25 protein-coding genes and 1 pseudogene are annotated in these 25,274 nt (G+C 61.2%); 15 read left to right on the plus strand and 11 right to left on the minus strand.

Annotation, left to right across the window (positions count from 1 at the left end):
- Positions 1-48 precede the first annotated feature (48 nt).
- The 5 genes from QY049_RS02840 to QY049_RS02860 all read right to left on the minus strand — a co-directional run bounded on the left by QY049_RS02840 (position 49) and on the right by QY049_RS02860 (position 6,547).
- On the minus strand, positions 49-3,264 hold the full coding sequence (locus tag QY049_RS02840; protein WP_301268826.1) for an efflux RND transporter permease subunit: 3,216 nt from the start codon (positions 3,262-3,264) through the stop codon (positions 49-51).
- Positions 3,261-4,709: an efflux RND transporter periplasmic adaptor subunit gene (locus tag QY049_RS02845; RefSeq protein WP_301268827.1), complete on the minus strand. Its 1,449-nt coding sequence runs from the start codon at positions 4,707-4,709 to the stop codon at positions 3,261-3,263. Before QY049_RS02845 ends, QY049_RS02840 begins: the two co-directional genes overlap by 4 nt.
- Positions 4,706-5,113, minus strand: a complete 408-nt coding sequence (locus QY049_RS02850; RefSeq protein ID WP_301268828.1) for a FixH family protein — start codon at positions 5,111-5,113, stop codon at positions 4,706-4,708. Before QY049_RS02850 ends, QY049_RS02845 begins: the two co-directional genes overlap by 4 nt.
- Positions 5,114-5,213: 100 nt before the next feature.
- Positions 5,214-5,570, minus strand: a complete 357-nt coding sequence (locus QY049_RS02855) for a hypothetical protein (RefSeq protein ID WP_301268829.1) — start codon at positions 5,568-5,570, stop codon at positions 5,214-5,216.
- A gap of 749 nt (positions 5,571-6,319) precedes the next feature.
- Complete coding sequence (locus QY049_RS02860) at positions 6,320-6,547, minus strand: hypothetical protein (protein WP_301268830.1); 228 nt, start codon at positions 6,545-6,547, stop codon at positions 6,320-6,322.
- A 255-nt stretch (positions 6,548-6,802) separates the two neighbouring features.
- Here QY049_RS02860 and QY049_RS02865 point away from each other — a divergent pair, with 255 nt between their 5' ends.
- The 6 genes and pseudogenes from QY049_RS02865 to xerC all read left to right on the plus strand — a co-directional run bounded on the left by QY049_RS02865 (position 6,803) and on the right by xerC (position 11,561).
- Positions 6,803-7,468, plus strand: coding sequence for a hypothetical protein (locus QY049_RS02865; RefSeq protein WP_301268831.1), 666 nt, complete (start codon positions 6,803-6,805; stop codon positions 7,466-7,468).
- Entirely contained in the window at positions 7,465-8,001 is a 537-nt protein-coding gene (locus QY049_RS02870; protein WP_301268832.1) for a hypothetical protein, read from the plus strand. Before QY049_RS02865 ends, QY049_RS02870 begins: the two co-directional genes overlap by 4 nt.
- 150 nt (positions 8,002-8,151) lie before the next feature.
- Entirely contained in the window at positions 8,152-8,640 is a 489-nt protein-coding gene (locus tag QY049_RS02875; RefSeq protein WP_301268833.1) for a hypothetical protein, read from the plus strand.
- Positions 8,637-10,619, plus strand: coding sequence for an AAA family ATPase (locus QY049_RS02880; RefSeq protein ID WP_301268834.1), 1,983 nt, complete (start codon positions 8,637-8,639; stop codon positions 10,617-10,619). The genes QY049_RS02875 and QY049_RS02880 overlap by 4 nt, the downstream gene beginning before the upstream one ends.
- Before the next feature lie 81 nt (positions 10,620-10,700).
- Positions 10,701-10,958 (plus strand): annotated as a pseudogene (locus tag QY049_RS38940) (site-specific integrase); the annotation flags it as partial.
- A gap of 102 nt (positions 10,959-11,060) precedes the next feature.
- Positions 11,061-11,561, plus strand: coding sequence for a tyrosine recombinase XerC (gene xerC, locus QY049_RS02885; RefSeq protein ID WP_301268835.1), 501 nt, complete (start codon positions 11,061-11,063; stop codon positions 11,559-11,561).
- On the opposite strand, the gene QY049_RS02890 is transcribed toward xerC, so the two are convergent.
- On the minus strand, positions 11,533-11,979 hold the full coding sequence (locus QY049_RS02890; RefSeq protein ID WP_301268836.1) for a hypothetical protein: 447 nt from the start codon (positions 11,977-11,979) through the stop codon (positions 11,533-11,535). The genes xerC and QY049_RS02890 overlap by 29 nt on opposite strands.
- Positions 11,980-12,582: 603 nt before the next feature.
- Between QY049_RS02890 and QY049_RS02895 the strand changes: the two genes are divergently transcribed.
- From QY049_RS02895 to QY049_RS02915, 5 genes are read left to right on the plus strand one after another with little or no spacing between them, the layout of a single operon-like run.
- A complete protein-coding gene (locus QY049_RS02895) occupies positions 12,583-13,455 on the plus strand; it encodes a hypothetical protein (RefSeq protein WP_301268837.1) in 873 nt (290 codons plus the stop codon).
- Positions 13,449-15,686, plus strand: a complete 2,238-nt coding sequence (locus QY049_RS02900) for a hypothetical protein (RefSeq protein WP_301268838.1) — start codon at positions 13,449-13,451, stop codon at positions 15,684-15,686. Before QY049_RS02895 ends, QY049_RS02900 begins: the two co-directional genes overlap by 7 nt.
- Positions 15,683-16,690, plus strand: a complete 1,008-nt coding sequence (locus QY049_RS02905) for a TniB family NTP-binding protein (protein WP_301268839.1) — start codon at positions 15,683-15,685, stop codon at positions 16,688-16,690. Before QY049_RS02900 ends, QY049_RS02905 begins: the two co-directional genes overlap by 4 nt.
- Positions 16,687-17,568 carry a TniQ family protein gene (locus QY049_RS02910; RefSeq protein ID WP_301268840.1) on the plus strand — a complete coding sequence of 294 codons (882 nt, stop codon included), beginning with the start codon at positions 16,687-16,689 and terminating at the stop codon, positions 17,566-17,568. Before QY049_RS02905 ends, QY049_RS02910 begins: the two co-directional genes overlap by 4 nt.
- Positions 17,565-18,503: a hypothetical protein gene (locus QY049_RS02915; protein ID WP_301268841.1), complete on the plus strand. Its 939-nt coding sequence runs from the start codon at positions 17,565-17,567 to the stop codon at positions 18,501-18,503. Before QY049_RS02910 ends, QY049_RS02915 begins: the two co-directional genes overlap by 4 nt.
- Positions 18,504-18,893: 390 nt before the next feature.
- Here the strand turns inward: QY049_RS02915 and ftsH are convergent, their stop codons facing one another.
- Complete coding sequence (gene ftsH / locus QY049_RS02920) at positions 18,894-20,738, minus strand: ATP-dependent zinc metalloprotease FtsH (protein WP_301268842.1); 1,845 nt, start codon at positions 20,736-20,738, stop codon at positions 18,894-18,896.
- Positions 20,739-20,942: 204 nt separating this feature from the next.
- Here ftsH and QY049_RS02925 point away from each other — a divergent pair, with 204 nt between their 5' ends.
- Positions 20,943-21,464, plus strand: coding sequence for an Hsp20/alpha crystallin family protein (locus QY049_RS02925; protein ID WP_301268843.1), 522 nt, complete (start codon positions 20,943-20,945; stop codon positions 21,462-21,464).
- Between the two features lie 61 nt (positions 21,465-21,525).
- On the opposite strand, the gene QY049_RS02930 is transcribed toward QY049_RS02925, so the two are convergent.
- Positions 21,526-22,275 carry a trypsin-like peptidase domain-containing protein gene (locus tag QY049_RS02930; RefSeq protein WP_301268844.1) on the minus strand — a complete coding sequence of 250 codons (750 nt, stop codon included), beginning with the start codon at positions 22,273-22,275 and terminating at the stop codon, positions 21,526-21,528.
- Between the two features lie 258 nt (positions 22,276-22,533).
- Between QY049_RS02930 and QY049_RS02935 the strand changes: the two genes are divergently transcribed.
- Both QY049_RS02935 and QY049_RS02940 read left to right on the plus strand, forming a co-directional pair.
- Positions 22,534-22,749, plus strand: coding sequence for a hypothetical protein (locus QY049_RS02935; RefSeq protein ID WP_301268845.1), 216 nt, complete (start codon positions 22,534-22,536; stop codon positions 22,747-22,749).
- Positions 22,750-22,774: 25 nt separating this feature from the next.
- A complete protein-coding gene (locus tag QY049_RS02940) occupies positions 22,775-22,909 on the plus strand; it encodes a hypothetical protein (RefSeq protein WP_256442382.1) in 135 nt (44 codons plus the stop codon).
- 42 nt (positions 22,910-22,951) lie between these two features.
- Here QY049_RS02940 and QY049_RS02945 read toward each other — a convergent pair whose 3' ends face one another.
- Positions 22,952-23,710, minus strand: coding sequence for a CBS domain-containing protein (locus QY049_RS02945; RefSeq protein WP_301268846.1), 759 nt, complete (start codon positions 23,708-23,710; stop codon positions 22,952-22,954).
- 118 nt (positions 23,711-23,828) lie between these two features.
- Here QY049_RS02945 and QY049_RS02950 point away from each other — a divergent pair, with 118 nt between their 5' ends.
- Entirely contained in the window at positions 23,829-24,536 is a 708-nt protein-coding gene (locus QY049_RS02950) for a c-type cytochrome (protein ID WP_301268847.1), read from the plus strand.
- A 10-nt stretch (positions 24,537-24,546) separates the two neighbouring features.
- On the opposite strand, the gene QY049_RS02955 is transcribed toward QY049_RS02950, so the two are convergent.
- Complete coding sequence (locus QY049_RS02955; RefSeq protein WP_301268848.1) at positions 24,547-24,699, minus strand: hypothetical protein; 153 nt, start codon at positions 24,697-24,699, stop codon at positions 24,547-24,549.
- Positions 24,696-25,190 carry a type II 3-dehydroquinate dehydratase gene (locus tag QY049_RS02960; RefSeq protein ID WP_301268849.1) on the minus strand — a complete coding sequence of 165 codons (495 nt, stop codon included), beginning with the start codon at positions 25,188-25,190 and terminating at the stop codon, positions 24,696-24,698. Before QY049_RS02960 ends, QY049_RS02955 begins: the two co-directional genes overlap by 4 nt.
- Positions 25,191-25,274 lie beyond the last annotated feature (84 nt).

Raw genomic sequence — 25,274 nt, forward strand, 5'->3', positions numbered from 1 at the left:
GCTTCGCCCGAGGTATCACATTCAAGGTCAGCCCCGGGCCCGCCGGGTTCATCGGACCGAAAGCGGGTCTTTGCGAGGCTTCGACGGACCGGCAAACTCGGCGACTTTCCGCGGCGCGTCGGGGGCGAGCGCCGGCGCAGCGGCTTCCCCCTTGTCCTTCATGCCGACCCCCTTCACCAGGCCGAAGATCGCGGGGATGACGATCAGGGTCAGCAGGGTCGAAGAGATCATGCCGCCGATCATCGGCACCGCGATGCGTTGCATGATCTCGGAGCCGGTCCCCGCGCTCCACATGATCGGCAGCAGTCCAGCCATGATGGCGACAACCGTCATCATCTTCGGCCGGACCCGTTCGACCGCGCCCTTCATGATCGCCTCGCGCAGGTCGGCGCGGCTCAACGTCCGCCCCTCGGCAAGACGGCGGCTCTTGACCTCCTCCAGCGCGTGGTTGAGGTAGATCAGCATCACCACGCCGGTCTCGGCGGCCACGCCGGCGAGCGCGATGAAGCCGACGGCGACGGCGACCGAGAGGTTGAAGCCGAGCCACCACATCAGCCAGAGCCCGCCGACCAGCGCGAATGGGAGCGAGAGCATTACGATCAACGTCTCGGTGATCGACCGGAAGTTCAAATACAGCAACAGGAAGATGATAAGCAGCGCCGCGGGGACCACGATCTTGAGACGCGCCGCCGCCCGCTCCAGATATTCGTACTGGCCGCTCCAAACGACGTAATAGCCTGGCGGAAACTGGATGCTGGCCTGGACGGCACGCTGCGCGTCGGCGACGTAACCGCCGAGATCGCGGTCGCGGATGTCGACGTAGACGTAGGTCGCAAGCTGCGCGTTCTCCGTCCGGATCGAGGTCGGGCCGCGCGTGAGTTGGACCGTCGCGACTTCCGCGAGCGGGACGGCGCCTCCTGCCGGCATGGGAACGAGGATGTCGCTTGCGATCTTCTTCGGATTGTCCCGGAGGTCGCGCGGATAGCGCATGTTGACGGTGAAGCGCTGCCGCCCCTCGACCGTCGTGGTGACGGTCTGGCCTCCAAGCGCCGTCGCGATCGTGTCCTGGACGTCCTGGACCATGATCCCATAGCGTGCGAGCGCCGCCCGATCGGGCGCGATTTCTAGGTAGTAGCCACCGATGCCGCGCTCCGCGTAGGCGGACGAGGTTCCGGGCACGGCCCGCAGCACCTGCTCGACCTGCTTGGCCAGCCTGTCGATTTCGACGAGGTCGGTGCCGATCACCTTGACGCCGACCGGCGTCCGGATGCCGGTCGAGAGCATGTCGATGCGCGCCTTGATGGGCATCGTCCAGGCGTTCGACACGCCGGGAAACTGCAGCGCCTTGTCCATCTCGACGATCAGTCCATCGATCGTGAGACCTGGCCGCCACTGCTCCTTCGGTTTGAGGTTGACGACCGTCTCGAACATTTCGGTCGGCGCCGGGTCGGTCGAGGTAGAAGCGCGGCCGGCCTTGCCGTAGACAGACTCCACCTCCGGAAACGATTTGATGATCCGATCTTGCGTCTGCATTAGTTCGGTCGCCTTCGTGACCGAAATGCCGGGCAGCGTCGTTGGCATGTAGAGCAGCGTTCCCTCGTTGAGGTTCGGCATGAACTCCGTGCCGAGCTGCCGCGCCGGCCAGATCGTCACCGCGAGCACGGCAAGCGCGAGCAGGACAACCAACGTCTTCGCCCGGAGCACGCCGTTGATGAGGGGGCGGTAGATCCAGATCAGGAAGCGGTTGATCGGGTTTCGGTGCTCCGGAACGATCCGCCCGCGGACGAAGATGACCATCAGGGCCGGCACCAGGGTCACCGAGAGCAGTGCCGCCGCGGCCATGGCGAAGGTCTTGGTGAAGGCCAGCGGACTGAACAGCCGCCCCTCCTGCGATTCTAGCGTGAAGATCGGCATGAAGGAGACGGTGATGATCAGCAGGCTGAAGAACAGCGCCGGGCCGACCTCCGAGGCCGCCTCGATCAGGATGGCGACCCGCGATTTGCCGGGCTCGGCCCGCTCGAGATGCTTGTGCGCATTCTCGATCATCACGATGGCGGCGTCCACCATCGCGCCGATCGCGATGGCGATGCCGCCGAGGCTCATGATGTTGGAGCCGATCCCGAGCAGTTTCATCGCGCCGAACGCCATCAGGACGCCGACCGGCAACATCAGGATGGCGACGAGCGCGCTGCGGACGTGCAGCAGGAAAACAATGCACACCAGGGCGACGACGAGGCTTTCCTCGAACAGCGTGCGCTTGAGCGTGTCGATCGCGGCGTAGATCAGATTCGACCGGTCGTAGACCGGAACGATCTCGACCGACCTCGGAAGGCTGGTCGCGATCTCCTTGAACCGCTTCTTGACGTTCTCGATGACGTCCAGGGCGTTCATTCCGAAACGCTGCAGCACGATGCCGCTGGCCACCTCGCCCTCGCCGTTCAGTTCGGTTATACCGCGCCGTTCGTCGGGTCCCAATTCGACCCGGGACACGTCGCGCAGCAGCACCGGCGTGCCCCCGTCGGACTTGAGGACAATGCCGCCGAGATCGTCGATGCTCTTCAGATAGCCGCGGCCCCGGATGACGTATTCGAACTCCGACAGCTCGACGGTCCGCCCGCCGACGTCGGCGTTGCTGGCGCGGATCGCGTCCCGGACCTTCTGCATGGTGATGCCGAAGTCGCGCATCCGCTGCGCATCGAGAACGACGTTGTATTGCTTCACGAAGCCGCCGACGCTCGCCACCTCAGCGACGCCCTCGGCCTTGGCGAGCGCGAACTTCAGATTCCAGTCCTGGATGGTCCGCGTGTCCGCGAGATTGAGCTCCTTCGACATCACGGCGTACTGGTAGACCCAGCCTACGCCGGTCGCGTCGGGACCGATGGTCGGCGTCACTCCCGCCGGCAATCGCGACGCCGCTCCATTGAGGAATTCGAGCACCCGCGAGCGCGCCCAGTAGATGTCGGTGCCGTCCTCGAAGATCACGTATACGAACGAGACCCCGAAGAACGAGAAGCCGCGAACCACCTTGGATTTCGGCACCGTCAGCATCGCGGTCGCGAGCGGATAGGTGACCTGATCTTCGATCACCTGCGGCGCCTGCCCCGGATACTCCGTGTAGACGATGACCTGGGTGTCGGAGAGATCCGGAATGGCGTCCAGCGGCAGATGGACGAGCGCGTAGATTCCCGCAGCGGCAGCGAAGCCGGTGCCGAACAGCACCAGCAGCAGGTTGCGCGCCGACCAGGCGATCAGGCGGGCGATCATGGACGCGCCCCCGCGGTGCCGGCCGCCGGCTCGGCCGGCTTCTCGCTGCTCGACTCCGCAAACCCCTTCAGCGCGGCTTTCAGGTTGCTCTCGGCATCGATCAAGAAATTGGCCGAGGTGACGACGGATTCACCCTCGGACACCCCTTGAGTGACCTCAATCGAGCCGCCACCCCGCCTCCCAAGCTTCACTTCCCTCGGCTCGAATCGTCCTCCGCCCTTGTCGACGAGAACGGCCTGGCGGCTCCCGCTGTCGAGCACGGCGCTCTCCGGTACAGCCAGCACCGGCTCCGGCGTGCCGGTCTCGATCTCGGCGTCGACGTACATCTCGGGGCGCAGCAGCTCGTCGGGATTAGGCACTTCGACCCGGATGCGCGCGGTGCGCGTTGTGGCGTTGAGATGCGGATAGACCAACGCCACCGTCCCGCCGAAGCTCTGCCCCGCGAGCGCGCGGGGCCTGATGGTCACCTTGGTGCCGACGGCGACCTGCACCAGGTCGCGCTCGGCGACGTCGATGAGAACCCATACCAGGCGGTGATCGGCGATCCGGAAGAGCACGTCGCCGGGCCCCGCGCGCATGCCGGGAACGACGTTGCGCTCGAGGATCTCGCCGTCCTGCGGCGCGAGCCACGGGATCGAGAGCGAGATCTCCTTGGTGCGCTCGAGTTCCTTGATGGACGGCTCCGGCGCCGCGAGATTCTCCAGCCTGCGTCGCGCGCCCTTGAGCGCCTGGCCGGTCGCGCCGGCGTTGACGGCGGAGAGATATTCCGCGGCCGCGCTGGAAAGCGCCGAGCTGTATACGTTCAGGAGCGGCTGCCCCTTGTGCACATGATCGCCGGTCGTGACGTTGGCGACGCTCTCCACGAAGCCCTCGAAGCGCAGCGCGACGACCGAGATGCGACGCTCGTCCTCTTTGACGACACCAGGCGCGCGAACGATCGACTTGACCGCTTGGCGCACGACCGGCTCGGACTTCGCGCCGGTGCGCTGAATCTTTCCCGGCGAGAGCTTCACGCTTCCGTCGTCGCTGTCCTCGCCTTCGTAGACCGCGATGTAGTCCATGCCCATGGAGTCTTTCTTCGGCACCGGCGAGGTGTCCGGCAGGCCCATCGGATTGCGATAGTATTTGATCTTGCGATCCGCCTTCGCGTCGGCGGCCTTTGCTCCGGACGGCTCCTGTTCTGCCTCATCGAAGCTAATGTCCGCGCTCGGCGGGACGGCGCGCCAGGCACGGCCGTCCGACGTCTTTTTCGGCGTGAGGGAGTAAAGCGGCTTCCCGTCCGGATCCTGATAGTAGATCGGCGCGCCGCTTTCCGCGGCGCCTGCGGCCGCGACGACCGACGCGGCAACGAACGGCTTTGCCCGCGGGATCGCGCCCGCGAGCAAGGCGGCACCGACCGCTGCGAAGATCGCAGCGGTCGCGCCCATGACGACGGCGGGCCTCATTTCTGCGCCGTGACGACGAGCTTGTTCTCGACGGAACCCGTCTCGCCCTGGACCTTGGCGCCGAGCGACAACTGCCAACGGCCGGCCATGCTGAAGTTGGCCTTGAAGCGGTATGTCCCCGGCTCCGTGCCCGGCATGGGCGTCACCTTCGTGACCATCTCCTGCATGCCGTCCGGCGCCATGTCGAGCCTGGACGCGAAGATGACGGCGTCAGGCACCGCCTTCCCGGTCTTCTTGTTCATCAGCTTGACCGTGACGATCCTGTCGGCGCCGGCCTGGACGGACGGCTCGACGAGCTGGAATTCGTAGTCCTTGATGTCGGCAAGCGCGAGCTTCGGCGCCCCCACGATGGTGAGGCCGAGCAGCGCGGCGGCGACCGCTCGCGCAGCAGTAGTAGTCTTCATGATGTCATTTCCTCGAAACGTCTGATGGACCGCCGAAGCGGCAAGCTTCAACGCGCGTCCTCAACGGTCGCGCGCCGACACTCCGGCGCCGAGGCGCCGGTCAGATCACGGTTCGAGGTGGGTGGTCCGGCGGATGTTCGCCGAGTCCGTCGATCAGCAGATTGTCAGGCAGGGCGAACGCGCTGCGTGAGAATGTGCGATCAAGCAGCAAGCCGGCGCTATCGGGGGCCGGCATGGTGATCGTCAGCATGCAGAGTGCGATGAACGGGCAGGATGCGCAGTCCTTGGCCTTTTGGTCCTGCTCACCTGGGCAGCACGGCATATCGTCCGCCTGCATCCCGTCGGCAGCGGCCGCCGGTTGCAGGGCTGCCAGGGCCGGCCCCGACAGGGGCGCGGCGAGAAGCCCCGCCGCCACCGTCAGCGCGATCAGCCAATTGACGACCATCCTCGGATCCATGGGCTCCTTTTCCCATGTTCGGACTGGACGTGCAAATCGGGGGTCCATCACGATCGCGCCAGATACGGGTCGCGAGGCCGGGACTTTTCTCATCGCACTAGGACGCCTCATTGGCAAGTTCGTGCCGAATTGCCGCTCCCGGAGCAATCTTCTACCGACGAGAAAAGCGTTGTAGGCCGATGCGCCGCAGTATGACCACAGCCGGATCGGTCTTGCCACGGTTCGCGCGAGGCTCTTGCGCCGACAGAGGCAAGGCAACGAGCCTCCGGACACCCGGATTTTCGCCGCCGGAGGCAATGGGAAGCTAAGGGCTTCGCTGCTTCGTGGGGGTCTTCGGACTACGTCATCTGGAGCGACCGTTAAGCCGATCCGCCCACGCCGAGATGATCAATCACCCGTGGGTGCACCTGATTGCCTCTGAGAGCCACGTTTTCTCCGACGAGAATGGGGGCGCGTGGCGACCCGAGGACCGGCCTCTCAGGCCACCCTTGGATCTCGGACAAGCTGCGCGACGTCCGGAAGCGCCAGATCGAGTTCCTCCTGCTCCAGGATTTTGACGCCGCCCTCGCCCGCCAGGTAGGCGACAAGGTCAACGGTCCCCGGAATCGGGAGCACATCGAGCCGGCGAAGGGCGCTTCGCGGAACGTGCCCCCGCCGTTCTCGATGCGTGAGGAGGGGTCGTTTCCGGCGCCCGAAAACGCCGTCGTAGTGAAAGTGGTCTATTCGCAGCGCTGTTCCGGAGCTCGCCTTCACTCACCACGCGAAATCTTTGCCGTCCCCTGCTTAATTTCGGCCTGATGGTTCTTCAGCCACTCTTCGATCGCCTTTTCCGCAAGCACGAATGCTGGCTTCTTCATAGCCAAAGCTGCCAGCTTGAGCCGCCCGATCACGGACGGGTCCATGTAGATAAGGATCTGACTTCGGCCGTCTGTCCGCTTCTTTCTCGCCTTTGCTGCCTTCGTCTTCGGCTCGCGCACAGCATGCCCCCCGCGTCAGATAGCTGACCATCTAGGCTCCTTTAGCATCGCCCCAAGTCGGGCGGAAGTGCTGATTTTCGGAAAACCCCAAGATATCCACATCCTAGGCAGCATGCGGCCCTGGTCATAAACAGTTACCGTCCGCTCTAGATAGCTAACTATCTTGACTCTAGTGACGCGCCCTGCTCTCTTTAGGTCAGCGGACCGGATGAGGGCTTGGCGATCGGCCTTATCCGGCGAAGTCGGAGACAATTCGTGCCGCAGAAAAAAACCGGTTCCCGTCGCTTTGCATCGATTGATTTGCTTTCCGCCAGCGGCCAAGCGCTGCTCGGCTGCGGAAATGAATCGAACTGCCGGAGGCTTGCGGTCCAGTTGACGCTGGATCCGACGGTTCGCTCGTTGAGCTTTGTCGCTACTCTGCCGGTCGCTGGCGAGCAAATCGACGTCGGGATGCTGGTAGCCGGGCGCGACAACGGTTTCGTTGCATATGACATCGTGGACGAGCGCGTCGATCGCGACATCGATACCGAAGGCATGCTGCTGATCGCGCTTGATCAGCACGACATTACCCTGCGTGCGGTAGATACCTTTTCGATCTGCGCGCAGCCGTTCGCCTCCCACTGCGAGCGCATTTGGGAACATCGCGCGCTTGAGATCGACCGTTGCCTTGGCGCAAGGATTGAACGTGCGCTTGAAAGAGATCGTCTCAGCGTTCGCGAGCTGGGTCAGGCCGTTGGGGAACGGAACATTACGCCGATCGTCTGTAGCCTGATCTGCAAACGTGTTCTCTGCACGGACCTCGCGACCTTTCCCGATCGCGACGCCTGGGTGGCTCGTCGCTCCGATCGCTTGGTCGAGAACTCATCGCTGAGCTGCAAGACGGCGAAATCGACAAGCTTAAAACTTGGAGCGCCGAAATGACCTGGCAAGAGAAGCTCATCCGGAGGAATCCATCGCTTTTTGTGCGCTCTTTCCGTGGGGTGGCGTTCGCGCCGGGATATCCGCGCTGCGCCGCTGGCTGGGAGCACGTGGTGGCGCGTCTGGTGGAACGAGTGGCCGCTGCAGCGAAAGATGGCTCTGTCTATTTCACCCACATGGTCAGCGAGAACGGCGTGTTGCGTACTCATTGGAGTAGCAGGTCCGAGATTTCGCAGCGACAGGCCCTCAAAATCGAGGAAGCCATTGGTCTCGCGGAGGCTCGCTCCGCAAGCGCGTGCATCGAATGTGGCGCCGAGGGGCGATTGTTCGCTACCAACTTCGTACTCGCACCGCTCTGCAAGCTCCATCAGCGCGGCACGCCCGTTCCGATCGTCGCGGGTCGCGATGTCTATCTTCGGCGAGGCGTCGTGAGGGAGCGCCCTGTTCTCGTCCGGTCCCGATACGACTGGGACTCGGACGCCTTCCTCGATCTTCCGACGTCCGTAGATCCAAAGGCGAAGGCGCCTCATGGATGATCGTGCATGAGCCGACGAGAGAGCGCAAAGAAAGGGCAAAAGATGGGCTTAAGGAGAAGCGAGCGACTGTCCCAGGTCGGCCAGTTCGTATCGGTGAAATGCGGAGGATTGGTCGTCCCGGTGCGGCATCCCCTCATCAGGGACGCGCTGGTGCAAGCTGCGCTCGACCCGGCGGTCCGATCGATCGAGTATTTGCCGATGATCCCAACCACGCCGGCGACATGGGGTGTCGACGCAATCGCGATCGAACACGACGACGGCCGCTACTATCTCGACATCGTCGAAGCCAGGCCGCGCCGCTCCATCGCCCAGAAACTCATGGTCGCGCAGGCCTTGCTTGACCTGGGACTTCGACCGTTGGTCCGGACGGAGACGGACGTCTTGCGCGAACCCCGCTGCTCCAATGCCAGGACGGTTTTCGAGTATGCCGGTCGCCCGATTGACCTCGGGCTGCGCATGCAGATCCTCGGCGCGCTCACGGACGACGGCCCCATGCAGCTTGGCGAGCTTCTGCACCGCCTCCGGAGCCACCGCGATCCAGCGACCGCGGTGATGTCCCTGGCTTGTCACGACCTCATCGAACTCGACCTCGCCTCGACGCCACTGGGCCCGCGCACCACGACGAGACTGCGACAGTGAGCTTTGATCGCCTGCGCTCTATCGAAGAAGACGATGATTCAGAGACTACGGCAATGCCTGTCCGCGACAAGCAAACTCCAGCCGATGCGATAGTCGATGTGGCCTTCGAGCAGGCGATGACTTCGGCGCTCGAGCGTTCGCTCGCGGGGAAAGCAGTGTTGGCGATTGTTGTCATCGTTCCGACGGCTGCATGGGTCGCGCCCTGCGAACGCTTCTGGAAACGCCGTTTCGGCGAGCGTTGGCATGTTGTCGCCCGAGACGGCGGAAATCGCGCCGAGCACAAGAGCACGCTCGGGAACTCAGTCATTGCTAAAGCGCTCGCGGACGGCCATCCGGTGGTCGGTATCGCGACCTCGACCAGCGTGCTGCCATCCACTCTCATGGCGAGTGCGGATCAGACGATCAATCTCGCAACCCCGACCGGCGGCACTCTGAAACAGGTCGTCGAAAGGCATCTCGGTCGAGCCGTTGCCTGTCCTGTGCCCTCGCTGGTCGGAATCGGGTTGGACATTGACGACCTGGCCGCCACTTTCCGACCAGGATCGACCCCTCGCCAAATCGTTAACCGTATGGAGCGGGCCACGACAAGGAGGATCGGCTCCGAGGATGATGAGCGCTTGCCTTCTTTAGAGACCGCCTTCGAATTCGGAGCGGCTAGGAGCTGGGCGTTAGATCTTGCGCAGGATCTCGAAGACTATAGACAACGTAAGATAGAGTTCAGTCAGATATCACGATCTCTGATCGTATTTGGAGAATCGGGTACCGGCAAGACGATTTTCGCGAGGATGGTCTCCCGCTTTCTAGGCCTCCCCCTCCTTGCTTTTTCCATAGCGGATCTCTTTGCAAATTCGGACGGAATGCTTGGCGGCGTGGTCCAAGCGACGAACGCCATGTTCGAGAGGGCATACGCATCTAGAAGTTGTGTTTTGTTCCTAGATGAACTTGACGCGCTACCTGATCGCTCCACCCTTTCTCCGCGCGGTCGTGATTGGTGGCTACCTGTAGTTGCAAATTTCCTAGTCAAGTTGGATGGAGCTTTTTCGCACGGGGGCCAGACGCGCAGCGGTACCCGGCGTGGCGACGAAATAGTCTTTATCGGCGCTACGAATTATATCGAACGCATCGATTCCGCGTTACTGCGGCCAGGTCGCTACGAGCGGTGTATCGAGATTAGCCGTCCGGATCTTGCCGGTACGATCAATATCCTCGCCCATTACCTACCTGAGATCAAGGACGCCGACCGTGCCGAGTTCGGGCGGCTCCTCCGCGGATCAACCGGCGCCGAACTCATGATGGTGGCCCGGGACGCGCGGCGGATCGCACGCCGTGAAGCGCGTGCCTTAGAGGCCGAGGACGTTCGTGCGGCTGCGCTCCCGAACGAGGCAATTCCCCCTGTGCGCCTGCGTCGGATCTGCGTTCATGAAGCGGCGCACGCGGTCGGAATCTTGGCATTGGCCTGCGGCACCCTGGTGGGCATAGTCATTAAAACGCGGATCGGCGAGGCCGCGCGAACCCAGGTCGCCTATGACAACGATGACATGCCAACTCGTCGCGACTTCGAGGGCCGCGTCGTTGCGACCCTGTGCGGTCGCGCCGCAGAGCGCCTGCTCGTCGGCGAAGTCTCTGTAGGCAGCGGTCTGAGTGATCAAAGTGACATGGCGATCGCCACGCGGATCATCGGATCGCTTCATGCGACAGGCCTCGGCGGGAGGCTCGCCTTCACGGCCGACCAGAATCATGTCCTTTCCGCTGTTGCGCACGATCGGTCTCTGCGCCGCCGCGTAGAAGCCGACCTCGTCCGCCTTGAGAAGGAGGCCGAGCGGCTCGTTAAACGAAATCGGCGTGCCATCCTCGCGATTGCCGACAGGCTTGCCGAGACCCGATACCTCTCAGGCGAAACGGTCCGCCAGATGCTCGACAGCACCAAGCGGCCGCACGGCTCTAAACCATCATCGAAGTATGGAAGCGGACATGATTAGTTTGGTCGAGAATTATCTGTGCGGTTACGTGCCCGTCCGCACGATAATTATGAACGATCTTGCAGAGACGCGAGGGCGCCCGTGACGTCCCGTTTGCCCTTCGCCCCCTCAAGCGATCGTTGGCTCTCCGCCCTGAGAGCGGACGGCAAATCACCACAGACGATCGACTGCTATTCTCGTGATCTTCGTGATGTAGCGGCCGGTCTGCAGGTCAGAGTAACTCGTCAGCTTGCGAAGGTGGATCAAGGCGCTCTCGACAAGATGGCAAACGATTGGAAGCGTTCTGGGGTTTCTTCGGCGACGCGGTACCGTCGGCTATGCGCCCTGCGCTCGTTCGCGCGCTTTCTAACCGTCTCGGAAGGCATTCCATGCGCTGGGCTCCTTGCGGCCCAGTTGCCTTCTTTCGATCGCTTGCCCCGCCCCCTTCCGCCAGATGGTCAAATGGATGAACTGTTGTCGTCTTGCACCACCGCGGCAGACGATTGGGAGGCACTTCGGGATGGCGCGATCAATCTGCTGATGAACGATGCGGGCTTATCGGCCGCCGAAGTAGTGGCGCTCGATCTCGGCGATATCGGGAGATCCGTGGTGACCGTCAGGTCGACCGCTTTTGCGCCGCGTACCGTCGCCCTCACGGATCGGGCAATAGCTGCCGTGACAGAGTACCGTTCAACGGTCCCATTTCGGTTGACCCTGAGCGGCCCCCTGTTCATCAACCGGCGCGGCACGCGTATCTCGGTTCGGACCGTGCAGTTGCGCTTTCGCAACCTTATCCGGTTGCTTGGCATCGTTGGGGTAAGTGGACCCGGCTCTCTGAGATCCCGCTGCGGTACCAAGCTTGCAGCGCAATCCGGATCGTCCGACATCGTCGCATCTGTGCTGGGCCTTCATCCGCTCAGTGCCCACCGCCTCTTCAATCGGTCGGGGGGAAGAGAGAATTGACGAAACGACCGAAATCATTGAGCCCTTTGGATCCCACCAGGTCTGCCACGTCCTCCAGGGTAGCGCCGGCTCGGATGAGATCCCGGATGCAGGCGCTCCTGATGGCCCGAGGGGTAGCGGTCGGCCGTAAGCCGAGGATGTGCGATCTGCGCCTGATCTCAGACGACGCCAATTTGGCGAAGCGCTGCTGGTCTGAGGGGAACATCAGCCCCTCGGCTATGGGTTGGGAAAGGCTCTCATATGTGCGCAGCCGATCACTAGACCAGACCAGCACGGGGACCGGCCGCGCTGCCTTGCCGTGCAGCGTCAGTACCCATTGCCCGACCTTCGGCCGGTCCGCATCCTTCCAGCGCAGGTTGGCGAGCTCCGAGGGCATCGCACCGATCGAATATATCAAGGCGACGACGGCGTTCCACATCGCCGCTTCCCGGTCGCCCTCGGGTCCAAAGGACGCCAGAGCTTCGCAGTCCGCCGAGCTGGGTAAATTCCGCATGGCTCGACGTTCTCAGAGTGTCGTAAATGCTCCGTTTCGTCTTCGATTTGCTCGCGAACCAATATGTTTTCGCCGCCGCCACAACTCGGGCGAGTCTGGATTCGCAACGCAACCCACAATCAGGGGTTTTAGTTGCGATCTTCTTCGCCGCTGGATTCAGCGGCCAAATTTGTTGACGGCACCTTGCCGATCAAGACGAAATTCAGCCACCTGTAGAGTAATTCACTCAAAGGATTCAAGTAGTTGCTAAGGAAAGCGAGCTTGGCGATACTAGCCCCTACCTCACTCGGAGAACAAACTATGCGCTGAACGCAGAGCAGCCGGCTTAGGGTTCCAAGGCCCTAAGCCGGCTGCTGCAGGACTAAGTCGCCGGCCGCGGTAGACGCCGAGGCCAACAATTATCGAGAGTACCGTTCTCAATGGCCCGAGATTCGCACACGCGGATTCCGGACGCAAGCCTGGTTTTGCTCGGCTGCGGCTCTCTCGATCGGACGCTTTCGTGGCGTAGCTCGACTGGAGATGGCCGGCATGCTCGGCATCATGGGACATAAATTCGGACCGCCAGACATCGGATCGCTGATTCCTAAGCGTCTGATTGAAGAAGCGGGTGGTCTGAAAAATTTCCGTACCTGCGAGTGCGGCGATGGATTGAAGGTCCACCGCAGGGTCGACGACGAGCGGGTACGCCGACCAGTGAACGGACGGCGCGGTTTTGAGACGGTCCGATTTACCAGTACGAAGAACTCCGCTCGCGATATTCACTGCGAGTCGAAGGGCGAATTTCCCCTCTTCTGCGTCCTCGAGATCGACGCTTCGATCGAGTTCTATCGCGACCAGCTCGACGTGGTGGAGATTCATGACGAGCTTGGCGAGACCTGGGCTTGCCCCGACGCTTTCGCGCTTCTTCGGCGCACGCAGGAGCCCATCTGGATCGAAGGGAAATATGCGACGCGTCTCCTCCACGGCCCAAATAACCTCAAGAAACTCGAACAGGGGATCTCGCCGAAATTAGAGGGCAAGCTCGCCAGGCTGCGCCGCGCCTTCATGAAAGCCGGCCTGTCCTACGTTGCCTTGAATCAGAGCTTCTGTCGTTCGAAGACGGTCGCGGATAATGTGAACCGCGCCTTCTGGCAACGTGGGAAAATTCCCGCGTCGGAAGAGATCGCGCATCTCACGGAATTGCTCGCGTCCGGCCCATTGCCGTTCCGCGATTGCATTGCTGCGTTCTCCGATCGCGCGTTCCCGGCCGATTGGCTTTTCGCGGCGATCGCCCGCGGGCACGCCGAATACGATCTCCGCAATCCATTCTCCCTCGAAAGCAAAGTCGAGCTCCCGACGGGCCGTCCCTTCTGGATCGAAGCTCCTGCATTTGAAGACGACGTGGAGTACGCGGGATGCTAGTCACGCGCGCGCCGCAAGAAGACTTGTCCCTGGTTGGGCCGCCGGTGCTTCCGCTCCATTCGAAAGTGAAGATCACCGGCGCGTCCTATGAGCTCACAGAGGTGACCGGAAACCAAATGGTCTTCCGTCGGCATGACCGCATGCACACCCTGCCCATGACGTGGAATCAATACTGCTGGTATTGGAAGCATCATGAGCTGACGGTCGAGCGAAAGGAGCTTCGGTCCGCTAACAAGCTGCGCCTCGCGAATACTCCATTCGAGTTCTTCGATCCCAAAACGCAGCAGTTCATCGAGCGCAAACTTTACTATTGCGTCAAGTTGGACCATGCGCTGTTCTTGGCGGAGAACGCGAGGATGGCCGGACTTGAGCCGCCTCCCGAGGCCGTTCGCTGCCGGTCCAAGGACGATGTTAAAACCTGGCTGGCCAAGCTGGAGCCTTATGAGGGCGAGACCAAGAAGCCTTCCCGCGGTCAGGTGATGCGGGACTACGCGTTGTGGCTCGCGTCCGGACGAAACAAATGTGTTTTGGCTCACGGGAACAAGGGATCGTCCCGTAAATCTATCTTCGACGATATCGTCGTCGACATAATCAACGACGTCATCGAGACCTATTGGGGGCCGAATCCAGATCTCTCGCTCGAGAATATCCAGTCGAAGATCGCTGACGAGATCGGAACGCGCTTCGCAGAAGGCGAGTTGCTGGTCGAGATGATCCCTTCTCTGGCGACGATCGCGCGCTATCGGAAGAAGCTGAACAATTATTTGCTCGTCCAGCTCCGCGAGGGCGTGTACGAGGCTGACCGGCAGCATCAGCCCAAAGGCAAGATCCTCATTCCCGATTTCCCTCACAGTCGCTGGGAGGTCGATCACAGCCTGTTGCCGATCCGAGTAGCGTTCGAATACAAGGACGAGAACGGAGAGACGAAGCGGATCATTGTCGGCAAGGTTTGGATCACCGTCGTCATCGACGCCGCGACGAGGTTCGTTCTCGCGGCGATTCTAGGCATCGACGGACCGAATAGCCTCCGGACGATGAAGGCCCTCAAGATGGCCATGTCACCGAAATTCGAGTTGTTTGCCGATCTCGGAATCGAAAACGCCTACGATGTCGCGATGATCCCCGTCGTGCTGGTCATGGACAACGGCAAGGACTTCCATTCGAAGGACGTGTCAGCGCTCCTTTCGGATCTGCTGATCACCCAGCAATTCGCGGGTGTCTACCGCGGTGACCACAAGCCGTTCGTGGAGAGGTTCTTCAGGACGCTGAAGGCGTATCTCCGGAAGATCCGTGGTGCCGAAGCAAAGGACGCTTCCAACAAAAGAGGTCCGAAGACGAAAGAAGGTAACCCCGCGAATCCTCTGACTATGAAGGAGCTCGAGCACTTTATCTGGCACTTCATCATGGACGTCTATCACATTCGGCCCCACGCCGGCCTTCGCCGCCAGACGCCCCTGATGGCGATGACGTCCGGACTTCGTCGGCTCGACGCGGAACGGTCTCGCGGCTATTCGCCGCCGCTGCGTTTCTTCAGCGACTACACCGCTCTCGAGTGGAAACTGATGTTTTCAATCCGGCGGACCCTCACATACTACAAGACGAAAGGCGTTCGCTTCGAGAACCTCTTTTACAGCGGCGGTCTCGATGGCATCGCCGACCGAGCCAGGCTGCCAAGCAGGTTCGACTTCGAAGATCTGGGCCAAGCTCTCGTTTATCACCCCGTTCGAAATGAATACGTCTTCGTCGACTGCACGGATACGGTCTATGCGACGGGCCTCGATGTGACCATTCATCGCAAGGTTTGGGCCCACATTGTCGAGGACGAGACCAAACAGGCCGCGCTGGAAAAGCGGAAACCGAAACCGACTCTCGCTAAGTATCAGGCGAACGAACACGCCCTTCTATGTCAGCTTTTTGATATCACCGGCCATGCTAAAGCATCTTCGCGGTCGTTGCGAGACGGCGTCGTGGTGCTGGGGCGCAATCTCGACTTGGCCACTGCCGTCGCGCGACAGGAAGCTCGCGCCTGGCATAGCGGTGTCAAGCCGCCAAGTGCACTTATCGACCTGGTGAAGGGCGACAGCGGGTATTGGGAGGTCGAACCTAAGGCTCCCACTCCTGCTCAGAAGCGCAGCGAATATCAATACGTTACGCTTCCGCCGGCAGAAGAAGAGTTCGTCGACCAAACGATCGATCCCTCAGCGGACTTCGACCCGCGGGCTACGTCATGAACTCGAAGCCCACACCCCTTCCGGCCCTCGCGGCACCACCGCCGCTGACCAAGGCCGAGTTAATCTTGCTGCCCATTGAGGATCGCCTCGCATCGATCGATAGGCACGTTTTCTACACGCCCGAGTTCGGCAAGGCGGTCAGATCGATGAAGCACGTTCTCTACGAACGCACTACGTCGGGCCTACACACCAATATCGTGATGCACGGTCCGGAAGGCTCCGGAAAGACCTCGCTCGCTGAGCATTTTCTGTCGCAAAACCCACCAATTCCGGCCGATCCGATTGCTCGCCAGCCGGTGCTATTCAGCAAGTTCTCGCGGTCGGCGAGCGCGAGGGATCTGGCGCATGCCGTGCTCGCGAGTGGCGGTTGGCCGCAAGTTCGCAATAGCAACAGCGATGAACTGGCCTGGATTCAGATCAAGCTTTTCCTGGAGAAGGTGCAAGCCCGTCTCCTTATTCTTAATCACGCGGACCGTCTGATGCGCGGGGACGCTATTTCCGAGAAGGGTGTAGATCTTCTGGAGGATCTTCTCGACCTGACACCCTGTCCTATCATGATCATCGGGCAAGACGGGTTCGGCGACGTCATCGAGAAGTGCGATCGCCTGGCGGGTAGATTTCCATTACATCTTCCAATATCGCGGATGCCCTACGGAAAGGACTGGCTAACGACTTGTAATCTTCTGAACGAGAAGCTGCCCTTTCGGACTACTGAAATCCTGACGGACGAAATGCCCGAGCGATTGCAAATCGCAGCGGCTGGCGGCATGCCTGACTTGATGCGTCTGACCCAGGCGGCTTCCAGGATCGCGATATTCGGCGAGAAATCGCTGGAACTTACACGCCGCCACTACCTCGCAGCGTTCGCGTGCCGGCCCGGACGTGGACCGAATCCATTCGACAAAATTCCTCTGGAAACGCTCCGTATGACGAAGCAGTCGTCGCCGACTGTTACGAACCGCGCAGCGGTCCTGTGGGCAAAAAACCGGAGCGACTCGTCATGAAGTCGCGGGGGACGAAGTTTGCACCATTACCAGGCGAGTCACTGCCTTCGCTTCTGCTGCGCGCAGCGAGTACGTTGACACCCTCCCCGCAACATGTGGTGCATGATCTCCTCGGCAACCCGGAGCATCTAGCATCGGCGGCAACCCGCATCGACCGCATGAAGGAACTCGCGGACTACCTCAACGTAGCTCCGAGCGAATTGATCCCGACGATGCTTGTCCCGGACGACAATCGACCTCATCACGTACGTCTCGGCGACTTTGTATTCCGCTGGGATCAGGTCCGTCAAACGCCGGTCCGATTTGCGTTCGACATATTGCGGAAAGACGAGCATCCCTATCATCGCCTCGTCTGGTCGGTTTGCGCTCTTCGTAGAGACCCCGACACCGGCACACCTCTCGAAGATCGGTGTGCCTTCTGTTCGGAGCACTTTCGCTGGTCCGCCGCCAGCGCACTCGCGCGCTGTCACGGCTGCGGCGGAGAGGCGACGCGCATGACGGCGAGGCCGAAGGTTTCCGATGACGCCAAGGCGGTGTTTTGCGCGAAGTTGTTGTCGTCTTCGGTCCGCCAGCGTACCGAATTTCGACGCTCCCTGCCCGACGACATGGCGACTTGGGCAGAAGCCGATCTGCTGGAGATGGCCGACGCTCTTTGCGATCTCGGTCCATCAAGTGCGGAGGAAGGCGACGCCTTGAATGCCCTCTACACGGGACAAGGCGCCATCGCCTCGCTCCTCGCGGGCCGCCTATCTGAATTGCGCCGGCAGGCTCCGCGCATGTCTAGTTTGGTGGCGTTCGCGAACCTCGCTGTTCGCATCAACCGCCTGTATTCTCTTCGAGTCAGAAAGCGTCTCGCGCTGGTCTTGGAGCGCCTATGACGCTGGCAACCCGAAATCTAACTGAGGTAGTAATTGAAGCCGTCAAGACCTCGATCAGTCCCACTGAAGCGTATAACGTTTCCATCGTGCTTCCTTGGTTCTCGGAGTTTCTCGCCAGAACCAATAAGGATTTTCTTACTGCTGATCTTTTGGATTTGACCGCATTTTGCCAGGAGCGTGCCAAGACTCGGAGCGAACGATCAATGAATCGGCTCATCTGGAGTCTCCGGACTGCGATTCAGATGCTCGTCAATGCTGGACTTCGTACCGATAACCCCGCCCTGCTGCTTCCGTTCTTTGCGAAAACCACTATCCCGCCGAACTATTCGATAAAGCGCGCGGAAGTCGACGCATTGGTTTCGTGGCAGCGGCGCCGTCTTCAACTAACGCAAGGATCGAGATATCCCTTCGAACTCCGCGCTCTTGTCCTGGTTTGTCTTCTTGCTGCAGGAATTACCGTGGCCGAATTGGTAGGCCTCGACGTCGCCGATAGCTCGACAAACGGCGTGACAGCCGGGCGAAACAGCTCGCGCGAACGCTTGGTGCGTCTTGATGAGTTGGCGTCGGCTGCGATGTTGGAGTGGCTTGAATATCGAGCGAGCATTCCGGCTGCTGACGAATCGCTATTTCCTGCCTCGCTCCCGCCGTGGACTCGTCTTGGAGTGAAGGCCATCTCCCACGTTGTCGCACGCATTATCGAGGCCGCGGGGCCGCGTTACTCCCACCTGACCGCTGGAACGCTTTATAGAAGCATGTATTCAGCAATCGTTGAGGATGGGCACGGTTGGAATTTAGCGATCAGCGCAGGAGGCCGTAAAAGCGTACCGGCTGTCGCCCGGCCCGCTCCGTCTATTGAGAAGCTGGCGCTGATGGTCGAGCGATTTCATCCCCTCGGGTCATGTGCCCGACCAACGCAAGCGTGGGAAGATGATTAGCCGGCGAGACGTTGGGTTCTGGGATTGAAAAAGGGCCGCCACTTGTGGCGGCTTTTTTCGTGTTTTCAAGGGCTTAAGCGACCATGCCGTGGACTCAAAATTGGAGCGAGCCGGTAGGCCGTGGACTCGGAATTCGAGGTTCCGGGACTCGATATGCTCGATGGACCAGCCACTGATTTCACTATGTATTTTGCTACGCAGGACTCAATTGGCGTGAGAAGTATCAACGTCGTCGGGACCATCCGCCTTGCGGAGCCCCCGTTCTTCAGCGACGTGACGGAGCAAGCCATCAGCCGGTTGGCCGGTCCAGCCGGCAGCAAGTTGCTTGGAGGGTTCCTTCGAAGCAAGAAGGACGGACGCCATGTCGCCTCGGGCGATCCATACGGCGGATCAGGCGGCAACCGATTCGCTTCGCTGGGCACTCTTGCCGACCAACGGGGCAAACTGTTCCGACGTCACCGTTTCGTTTGCGATCAATAGCTCTACACCAGCTTCGAGATCGGCACGCCGCCGTTGCAGGATATCGTGGGCGCAACGCTCGCCCTCCTCGACCAGGTTCCGCACGGCAAGATCAATCTCTCGGCCGGTGGCTTCCGCGGCCGCAACGACCATATCCTGGGGGGCCGCAACAAAGGTTTGCGGTTTGGGCGCGTAGGTGCGTTGGCCGACCGTCTCGTCCATGCCGTATTTGGTCACCATCTCGATGGCGACTTCGGTCGCTCGCTGAAGATCATCTGCGGCGCCGGTCGAAATGGCCCCGTCGAAAATCAGGCGCTCCGACGCGCGTCCTCCCATCAGCACGGCGATGCGGTTTTTCAACTCCCCGGCCGTGAGCAGGAACCTGTCTTCGGTCGGTCGCTGGATGGTGTACCCCAGCGCTCCGATTCCACGTGGAATGATCGACACCTTCTGCACGGGATCGACGCCGGGCAGGCTGGCCGCGACAAGGGCATGTCCCATTTCGTGATATGCAACCCTTCGCCGTTCGTCCTTGCCGAGCACCCTGCTCTTCTTTTCGACCCCGGCCACGATCCGTTCGATCGCCGTGACGAAATCGGCGAACGACACCGCTTCGCCGCTTCGCCTGGTCGCAGCGATGGCGGCCTCGTTGATGAGGTTGGCGAGATCAGCTCCGGTGAATCCGGTCGTGAGACCTGCGACCTTGTCGAGGTCGACATCCTTGCCAAGTTGAATCTTACGGACGTGCACCTTGAGAATGGCAACGCGTCCAGTCTTGTCCGGCCGGTCCACAAGGACCTGCCGATCGAATCTCCCGGCCCGCAACAGGGCAGGATCGAGGATTTCGGGGCGATTGGTGGCTGCGAGCAGGATCACGCCTGCGCTTGGGTCGAATCCATCGAGTTCCGACAGGAGTTGGTTGAGCGTCTGCTCTTTCTCGTCGTAACCGCCAACCGACAGCGGCCCGCGGCTGCGTCCCAGCGCGTCGAGCTCGTCCACGAAAATGATGCACGGGGCGGCCTTGCGGGCTTGCTCGAACAGATCCCGAACGCGCGCCGCGCCGACCCCGACGAACATCTCGACGAATTCAGAGCCCGAGATCGAGAAGAATGGGACACCGGCCTCGCCCGCAACCGCGCGCGCAAGCAACGTCTTTCCAGTCCCCGGCGGCCCGACCAGCAAAATTCCCTTCGGCACATGGGCCCCGAGGCGGCCGTAACTCTTGGGATCCTTCAGAAACGACACCACCTCCTGAAGCTCGAACTTCGCCTCGTCGACGCCGGCAACATCGGCGAAGGTGACCTTGATGTCCTTTTCGATATAGACCTTGGCGTGCGATTTCCCGATCGACATCAGTCCGCCGAAACCCTGGCGCCCGGCCATGCTCCGCCCAAGCCAGAACCAGATGACGAAGAAGACGATGACCGGGAAAATCCAGGATAGCAGGTTTTGCAGCCCGCTGTTTGCGGGAACGCCGGTCACGCTCACGCCCTTTGCCGCAAGCTTTTCGGCCAGCGCCAGATCAACCCGTGCGGTCACGAAGGCTGATTTTCCGCTCGAGAGCGGTTCCTTCAGTTTTCCCTGTATCGTATCCGGACCGACGGTCACTTCGACGAGCTTGTCCTGGGCGAGCAGTTGCTCAAACTGGCTGTAGGGAATGGTCTCGATCGAGTTGTAGGCAGTGAACATGAACTGCCGCACCACGAGCAGCATGCCGCCCGCGAAGATCAGGGCCATCGCTATCGTCTGCTTGCGGGAAATCTGTTCGGACTCCACCTGCTCCTCCCATCGACGTCGGCCGCAATGGTACCGGGGTCTTTTGGGCGTTTACCGCGACAGCAGTCTGAGCAGATTGCGCTAAGTCAACGCAGGAACGGTTGCGAGTGCCGCTCCAGATTGAGCAAGATCAATTTTCGCATCGCCGACCGTGAGTACGCTTGCCGGCGACCAAGATGGTCAAGCCTCTCAGGAGAAATGATCATGGCAAACGAGACCAAATTACCCGTGACGAAATCTGCAACGTCGCCGACAGTCACTGGACAGACCTGGCGACCGTTTCAGGCATTGAGGAGCGAGATCGACCAGATCTTCGACGAGTTCGGCAACGGCTTCTGGAACCGGCCTTTCCGGTCTCCTGCATGGCTCGAACGCGAACTTGCCAAGTCGATCTCGGCGCCGGCGGTCGATGTCGTCGAAAGCGCCAACGCGTATGAAATCACGGCGGAGCTTCCGGGCCTGGATGAAAAGAACATCGACATCAAGCTGGCCAATGGCGGCCTGACCATCAAGGCCGAGAAACGGGAAGAGAGCGAGGAGAAGAAGAAGGACTATTACGTTTCCGAACGCCGCTATGGCACTTTCGAACGGTACTTCACCCTGCCCGACGGCGTTAACGCCGATAAGATCGAAGCGACCTTCAGGAACGGCGTCCTCAAGGTTACGCTTCCGAAGACCGAGGACGCGCAGAAGTCGGCCAAGACGATCAACGTGAAGGCCGCCTGAGCGACATTGCCGAGGCGGGACTACATTCGCAGTCTCGCCTCGGATGACGCGCAATGGTCCATTACTGCGCGGCCACAAAGAGCTTCCTGACCGCGTCGACCGGCACTGCGAACGCAAACCCGCTCCGTCGTGCGAGGACCACCGCGATCAGCTTCCCCTGCATGTTGACCAGCGCGCCGCCCGCATTCCCTTGGCTGACGCGAACGTCCGATTGGATCAGATCGGTATTGGCAATGCCCGGGCACGAACGATGCAAGGCCGACACAATTCCAAGTGTCACGCTCTGTCCCCAATCACCGGGATTGCCGATCGCCAGCACCGGGTCTCCCACGTCGAGCGCACCGGCATAATCGAGCGTCATCGCGCGAAGATGGTCGGGCTCCACCCGGAGCAGCGCAACATCATCTCGATCGGACCGCACGAGCACGAGGGCGTCCAACGCTCGCCCATCCTGGAGCTGAGCCTTTACGACGGTCGCACCGGCGACCAGCTGATTTGCGGTCACGATGAAACCTGCCAGGGCATCCACGACGACACCCGCTCCCTGCCGTTCGCGCAGCCCGGGAGGATCGGGGAATCCGGCTTCAGGATCAAAGATCCGCGACTCCGATCGCACACCCCAGGCCCGGATTCCCACCACGGCTGGCGAGATGCGTTTCACGAGAGGCGCAAGGTTCGTGGTCGAAAACGCTTCTGTGTGTTCCCCGTAGAATTCATTGCCTCGGCAGACCCCGGATCCAAGGACGAGCGCCAGACTCAGCGCCGACACGCCTGTCCATTTGAGAGAATGGTAGAAGGAGCTACGCGACATGAGAGACGCCTCCGACGATCCGAGTGACGCTGCTCGGAGAGCCTAACCACAGCGGTTTGGCGCGATTTGAGGATTCTCAAGGTTCGGCACGGCCGTTTCGGAACCTTCCCGTGAACGTCGGGCGCGAGCCCCCGCGCCTTGTTGCGTGCGGCGCTACGGATATTTCCCTAGGTGACGGGCCCGAATTTCAGTCGTCCGACTGATGCGTTAGAAGCAGATCGCCAGCACGCATTCGGGTCGTTTACGATGGAGCCCGCAGTGAATCACTCGATCTACACCGTAGATAAGACGACCCACCTGAAGGTGGTCGTATTGGTGCTTGTCGGCAGCATCGCCATGATGGCGATGTCGTTGACGGCCCGCATGGCACACCCGGACGTCAATGCGCGAGTGACGGCGGCCCGGACCGTGTACCAGCCTCATTCAGGCCATGCGCTTGCCGAAATGACCCGACTGGAGAAGCATCCGATCTAGATCCCATCTGGTGGAGGATACCCAAATGACCAACGAAGCGATCAAGGCGCTGATGGTGCTCGCGCTCTACGGAGTGCTCGAGATCGCGTTCTTTTCCTCGTCGATCGGCAGCTTTGCCAGGCGTACCGTGCCGTCCAGAAAGCGTCGCGCTGGTAGGTAAATTCGCGAGCGCGGCTCTGAACGATGGCGGCTTTCGCTTTGACTAGAGGGGTTCGTCATCGAGGGTGGACGGCTCCGTCTGAAGCGACACGAAGTCGCCTCCGCCGTAATCCTCCTCGGGATCGGGTTGTTCGGACTGGACACAAAGGCGGTCATCGACCCTCCGAACGCCTGGAACGTTCTCGCACGTCACGATGACTGCCCTACGCGCGTTTCCTGCCTTGACGACGCCACGCAGGGTGACTGTGCCATCCTTCACGCTGACGTTCAGGCAGACCGGTTGCCACGGTATTCCGGCCAGTGCGGCAATAACGGACCGGCGGACCCGATTGTCATCCCTGGCGTAGCCGGAAGCGCTCGTCAGCGGACCGGCAATTGCGGACAGGAAGTCTGATCGGGTGATGATGCCGACGATACGCTCGTCACGCATGACCGGAACATGATTGAAATGCCGCCGCTCCATCAAGTCCGCGACCTCCGCAAGCGTCGCCTGCTCAGTGGTCGAGACCGGTTGGCGGGTCATGACTTCCTCGACCGTGCCTCCGTGTTCCTTCACGAACTCACCTGCGATTCGATTGGTACCGAGCAGCATCGTGAGCAATCGGTTGCGCACGTGCTCCGTCCCGATTTCGGCCCGCCTGAGAAAGTCGCTCTCGCAGAGGATGCCGACCAGTTTCCCCGCCTCGTCCACGACCGGCAGGCCACTGATGTGATGGGCAAGCATCACCTTGACTGCATCGGCGATCGGCGCGTCGGGCCGGATCGTCACGACGCGTCGGGACATGATGTGGTGTGCGCGCATGTCTTTCTCTCCGAGAGACGCAAGAAGTATTTGCCGTGGCAGATGATGTCTTGATCAGGATCAAGTCCGGAACAGGCCGCGGTGCCATCCTGACCGCTGAAATCGGAACACTTCGATCATGCGCATGCGAACGGTTCTGTTGGTTTGGATCCTCGTCACGCTGTTCGCCTCCAGCGCTGCGGCCCCGGCAGACGTGTCTGTCGCACTGTCCGACCTCATGACCAAACTCCAGCTTCAGCACGCGAAATTATGGTTTGCGGGCAAGCTGAGCAATTGGCACCTGGCGGACTACGAGGTTCAACAGATCGGGGCGAATCTCGAAGCGGCGCGCAAATTGTTGGCAGACCCGTCGCAAGCCGATCGGGTTCAGGAACGGCTTCGGGCCGTGCGCAAGGCACTCCAATCGAAGGACGTTCCCGCGTTCATGGCGTCGTATGGCGCCCTGACAAACGAGTGCAACGGGTGCCATCGGAGCAGCGGATATGCCTCGATCGTCATGCAGATCCCGCTCACCCTACCCGTCCCCAATCAGTTGTTCGTCGACCAGGTGTCCGAGGGCCGTGCGCTTGCCAATGCATCTTGCGGGACGTGCCACCTCGTCGCTGATACCGTGAGGGACACGCCTGCCTTCCGTCCACCACCACCAGGCTTTCCGGAGATCGTCAGCCGACCTTCGTTCTCCGCCGACGGCCTCCGGCAGTTCCTGACGTCAAGCCATCGGCGCCTCGGTCCGGATCAGGCCATGCCGAATCCGAGGCTCTCCGAATCTCAGATCGAAGCCATCGTGGCCTATCTGGAGACTTTGCGCGCGGACCAGCGTCACTGAGACCAAGCCGTCAGCCGAAATCGGCGATACGGGCATCGAATGCGAACGTCGCTTGATAGATGTGCCCGCGCATCAGCCGGTGCCGATAGTCGGTCAGGTGCTGCGCCGCGACGTCGCTCCAGATGGCGAGAAATCCCGATCCGCGCATCGCCCTCCTGCTCATGCTTTGCCCGCCGCCGCGAGCCCATGCAGAGCCGGCGGGATGGTTGCGGGCAATTGTCCGAGCCGCTGAACGGCCGCCAGCATCGCGGCGAGATAGCCATACGGGCCGAGGCCGCAAATCACGGCCGTGCAGGCGCTCGACGTGATCGAGTGGCGGTGCAACTCGTCGCGGGCGTGAATGTTCGAGATATGCAGCTCGATCTTCACGCCCTCGAAGATCTTCAGCGCATCGATCAGCGCGATCGACGTGAAGGAATAGGCGGCCGGGTTGACGATGATCGCGTCCGCCGTGCCGTGCGCGGACTGGATCAGGCTGACGAGTTCGCCCTCCATGTTGGACTGATGGAACGAGAGCGAGACCCCGAGTTGGTCGGCCATCGCCTGGCAGCCCGTCTCGATCTCCTTGAGCGTCGTCCGACCGTAAATATGCGGCTCCCTGATGCCGAGGAAATTGAGATTGGGCCCGTTGAGGATCATGATTTTGGCGGCCATTGCCCTGCTCCGTTCCAATTGTTTTTCGCTACGACCAGCCGCGAACCATTTTGCCGGAATCGTCACCAGTCCGGGGAACAATAC

The organism is Bradyrhizobium sp. WYCCWR 13022 (genome assembly GCF_030435535.1).
Lineage (GTDB): Bacteria > Pseudomonadota > Alphaproteobacteria > Rhizobiales > Xanthobacteraceae > Bradyrhizobium.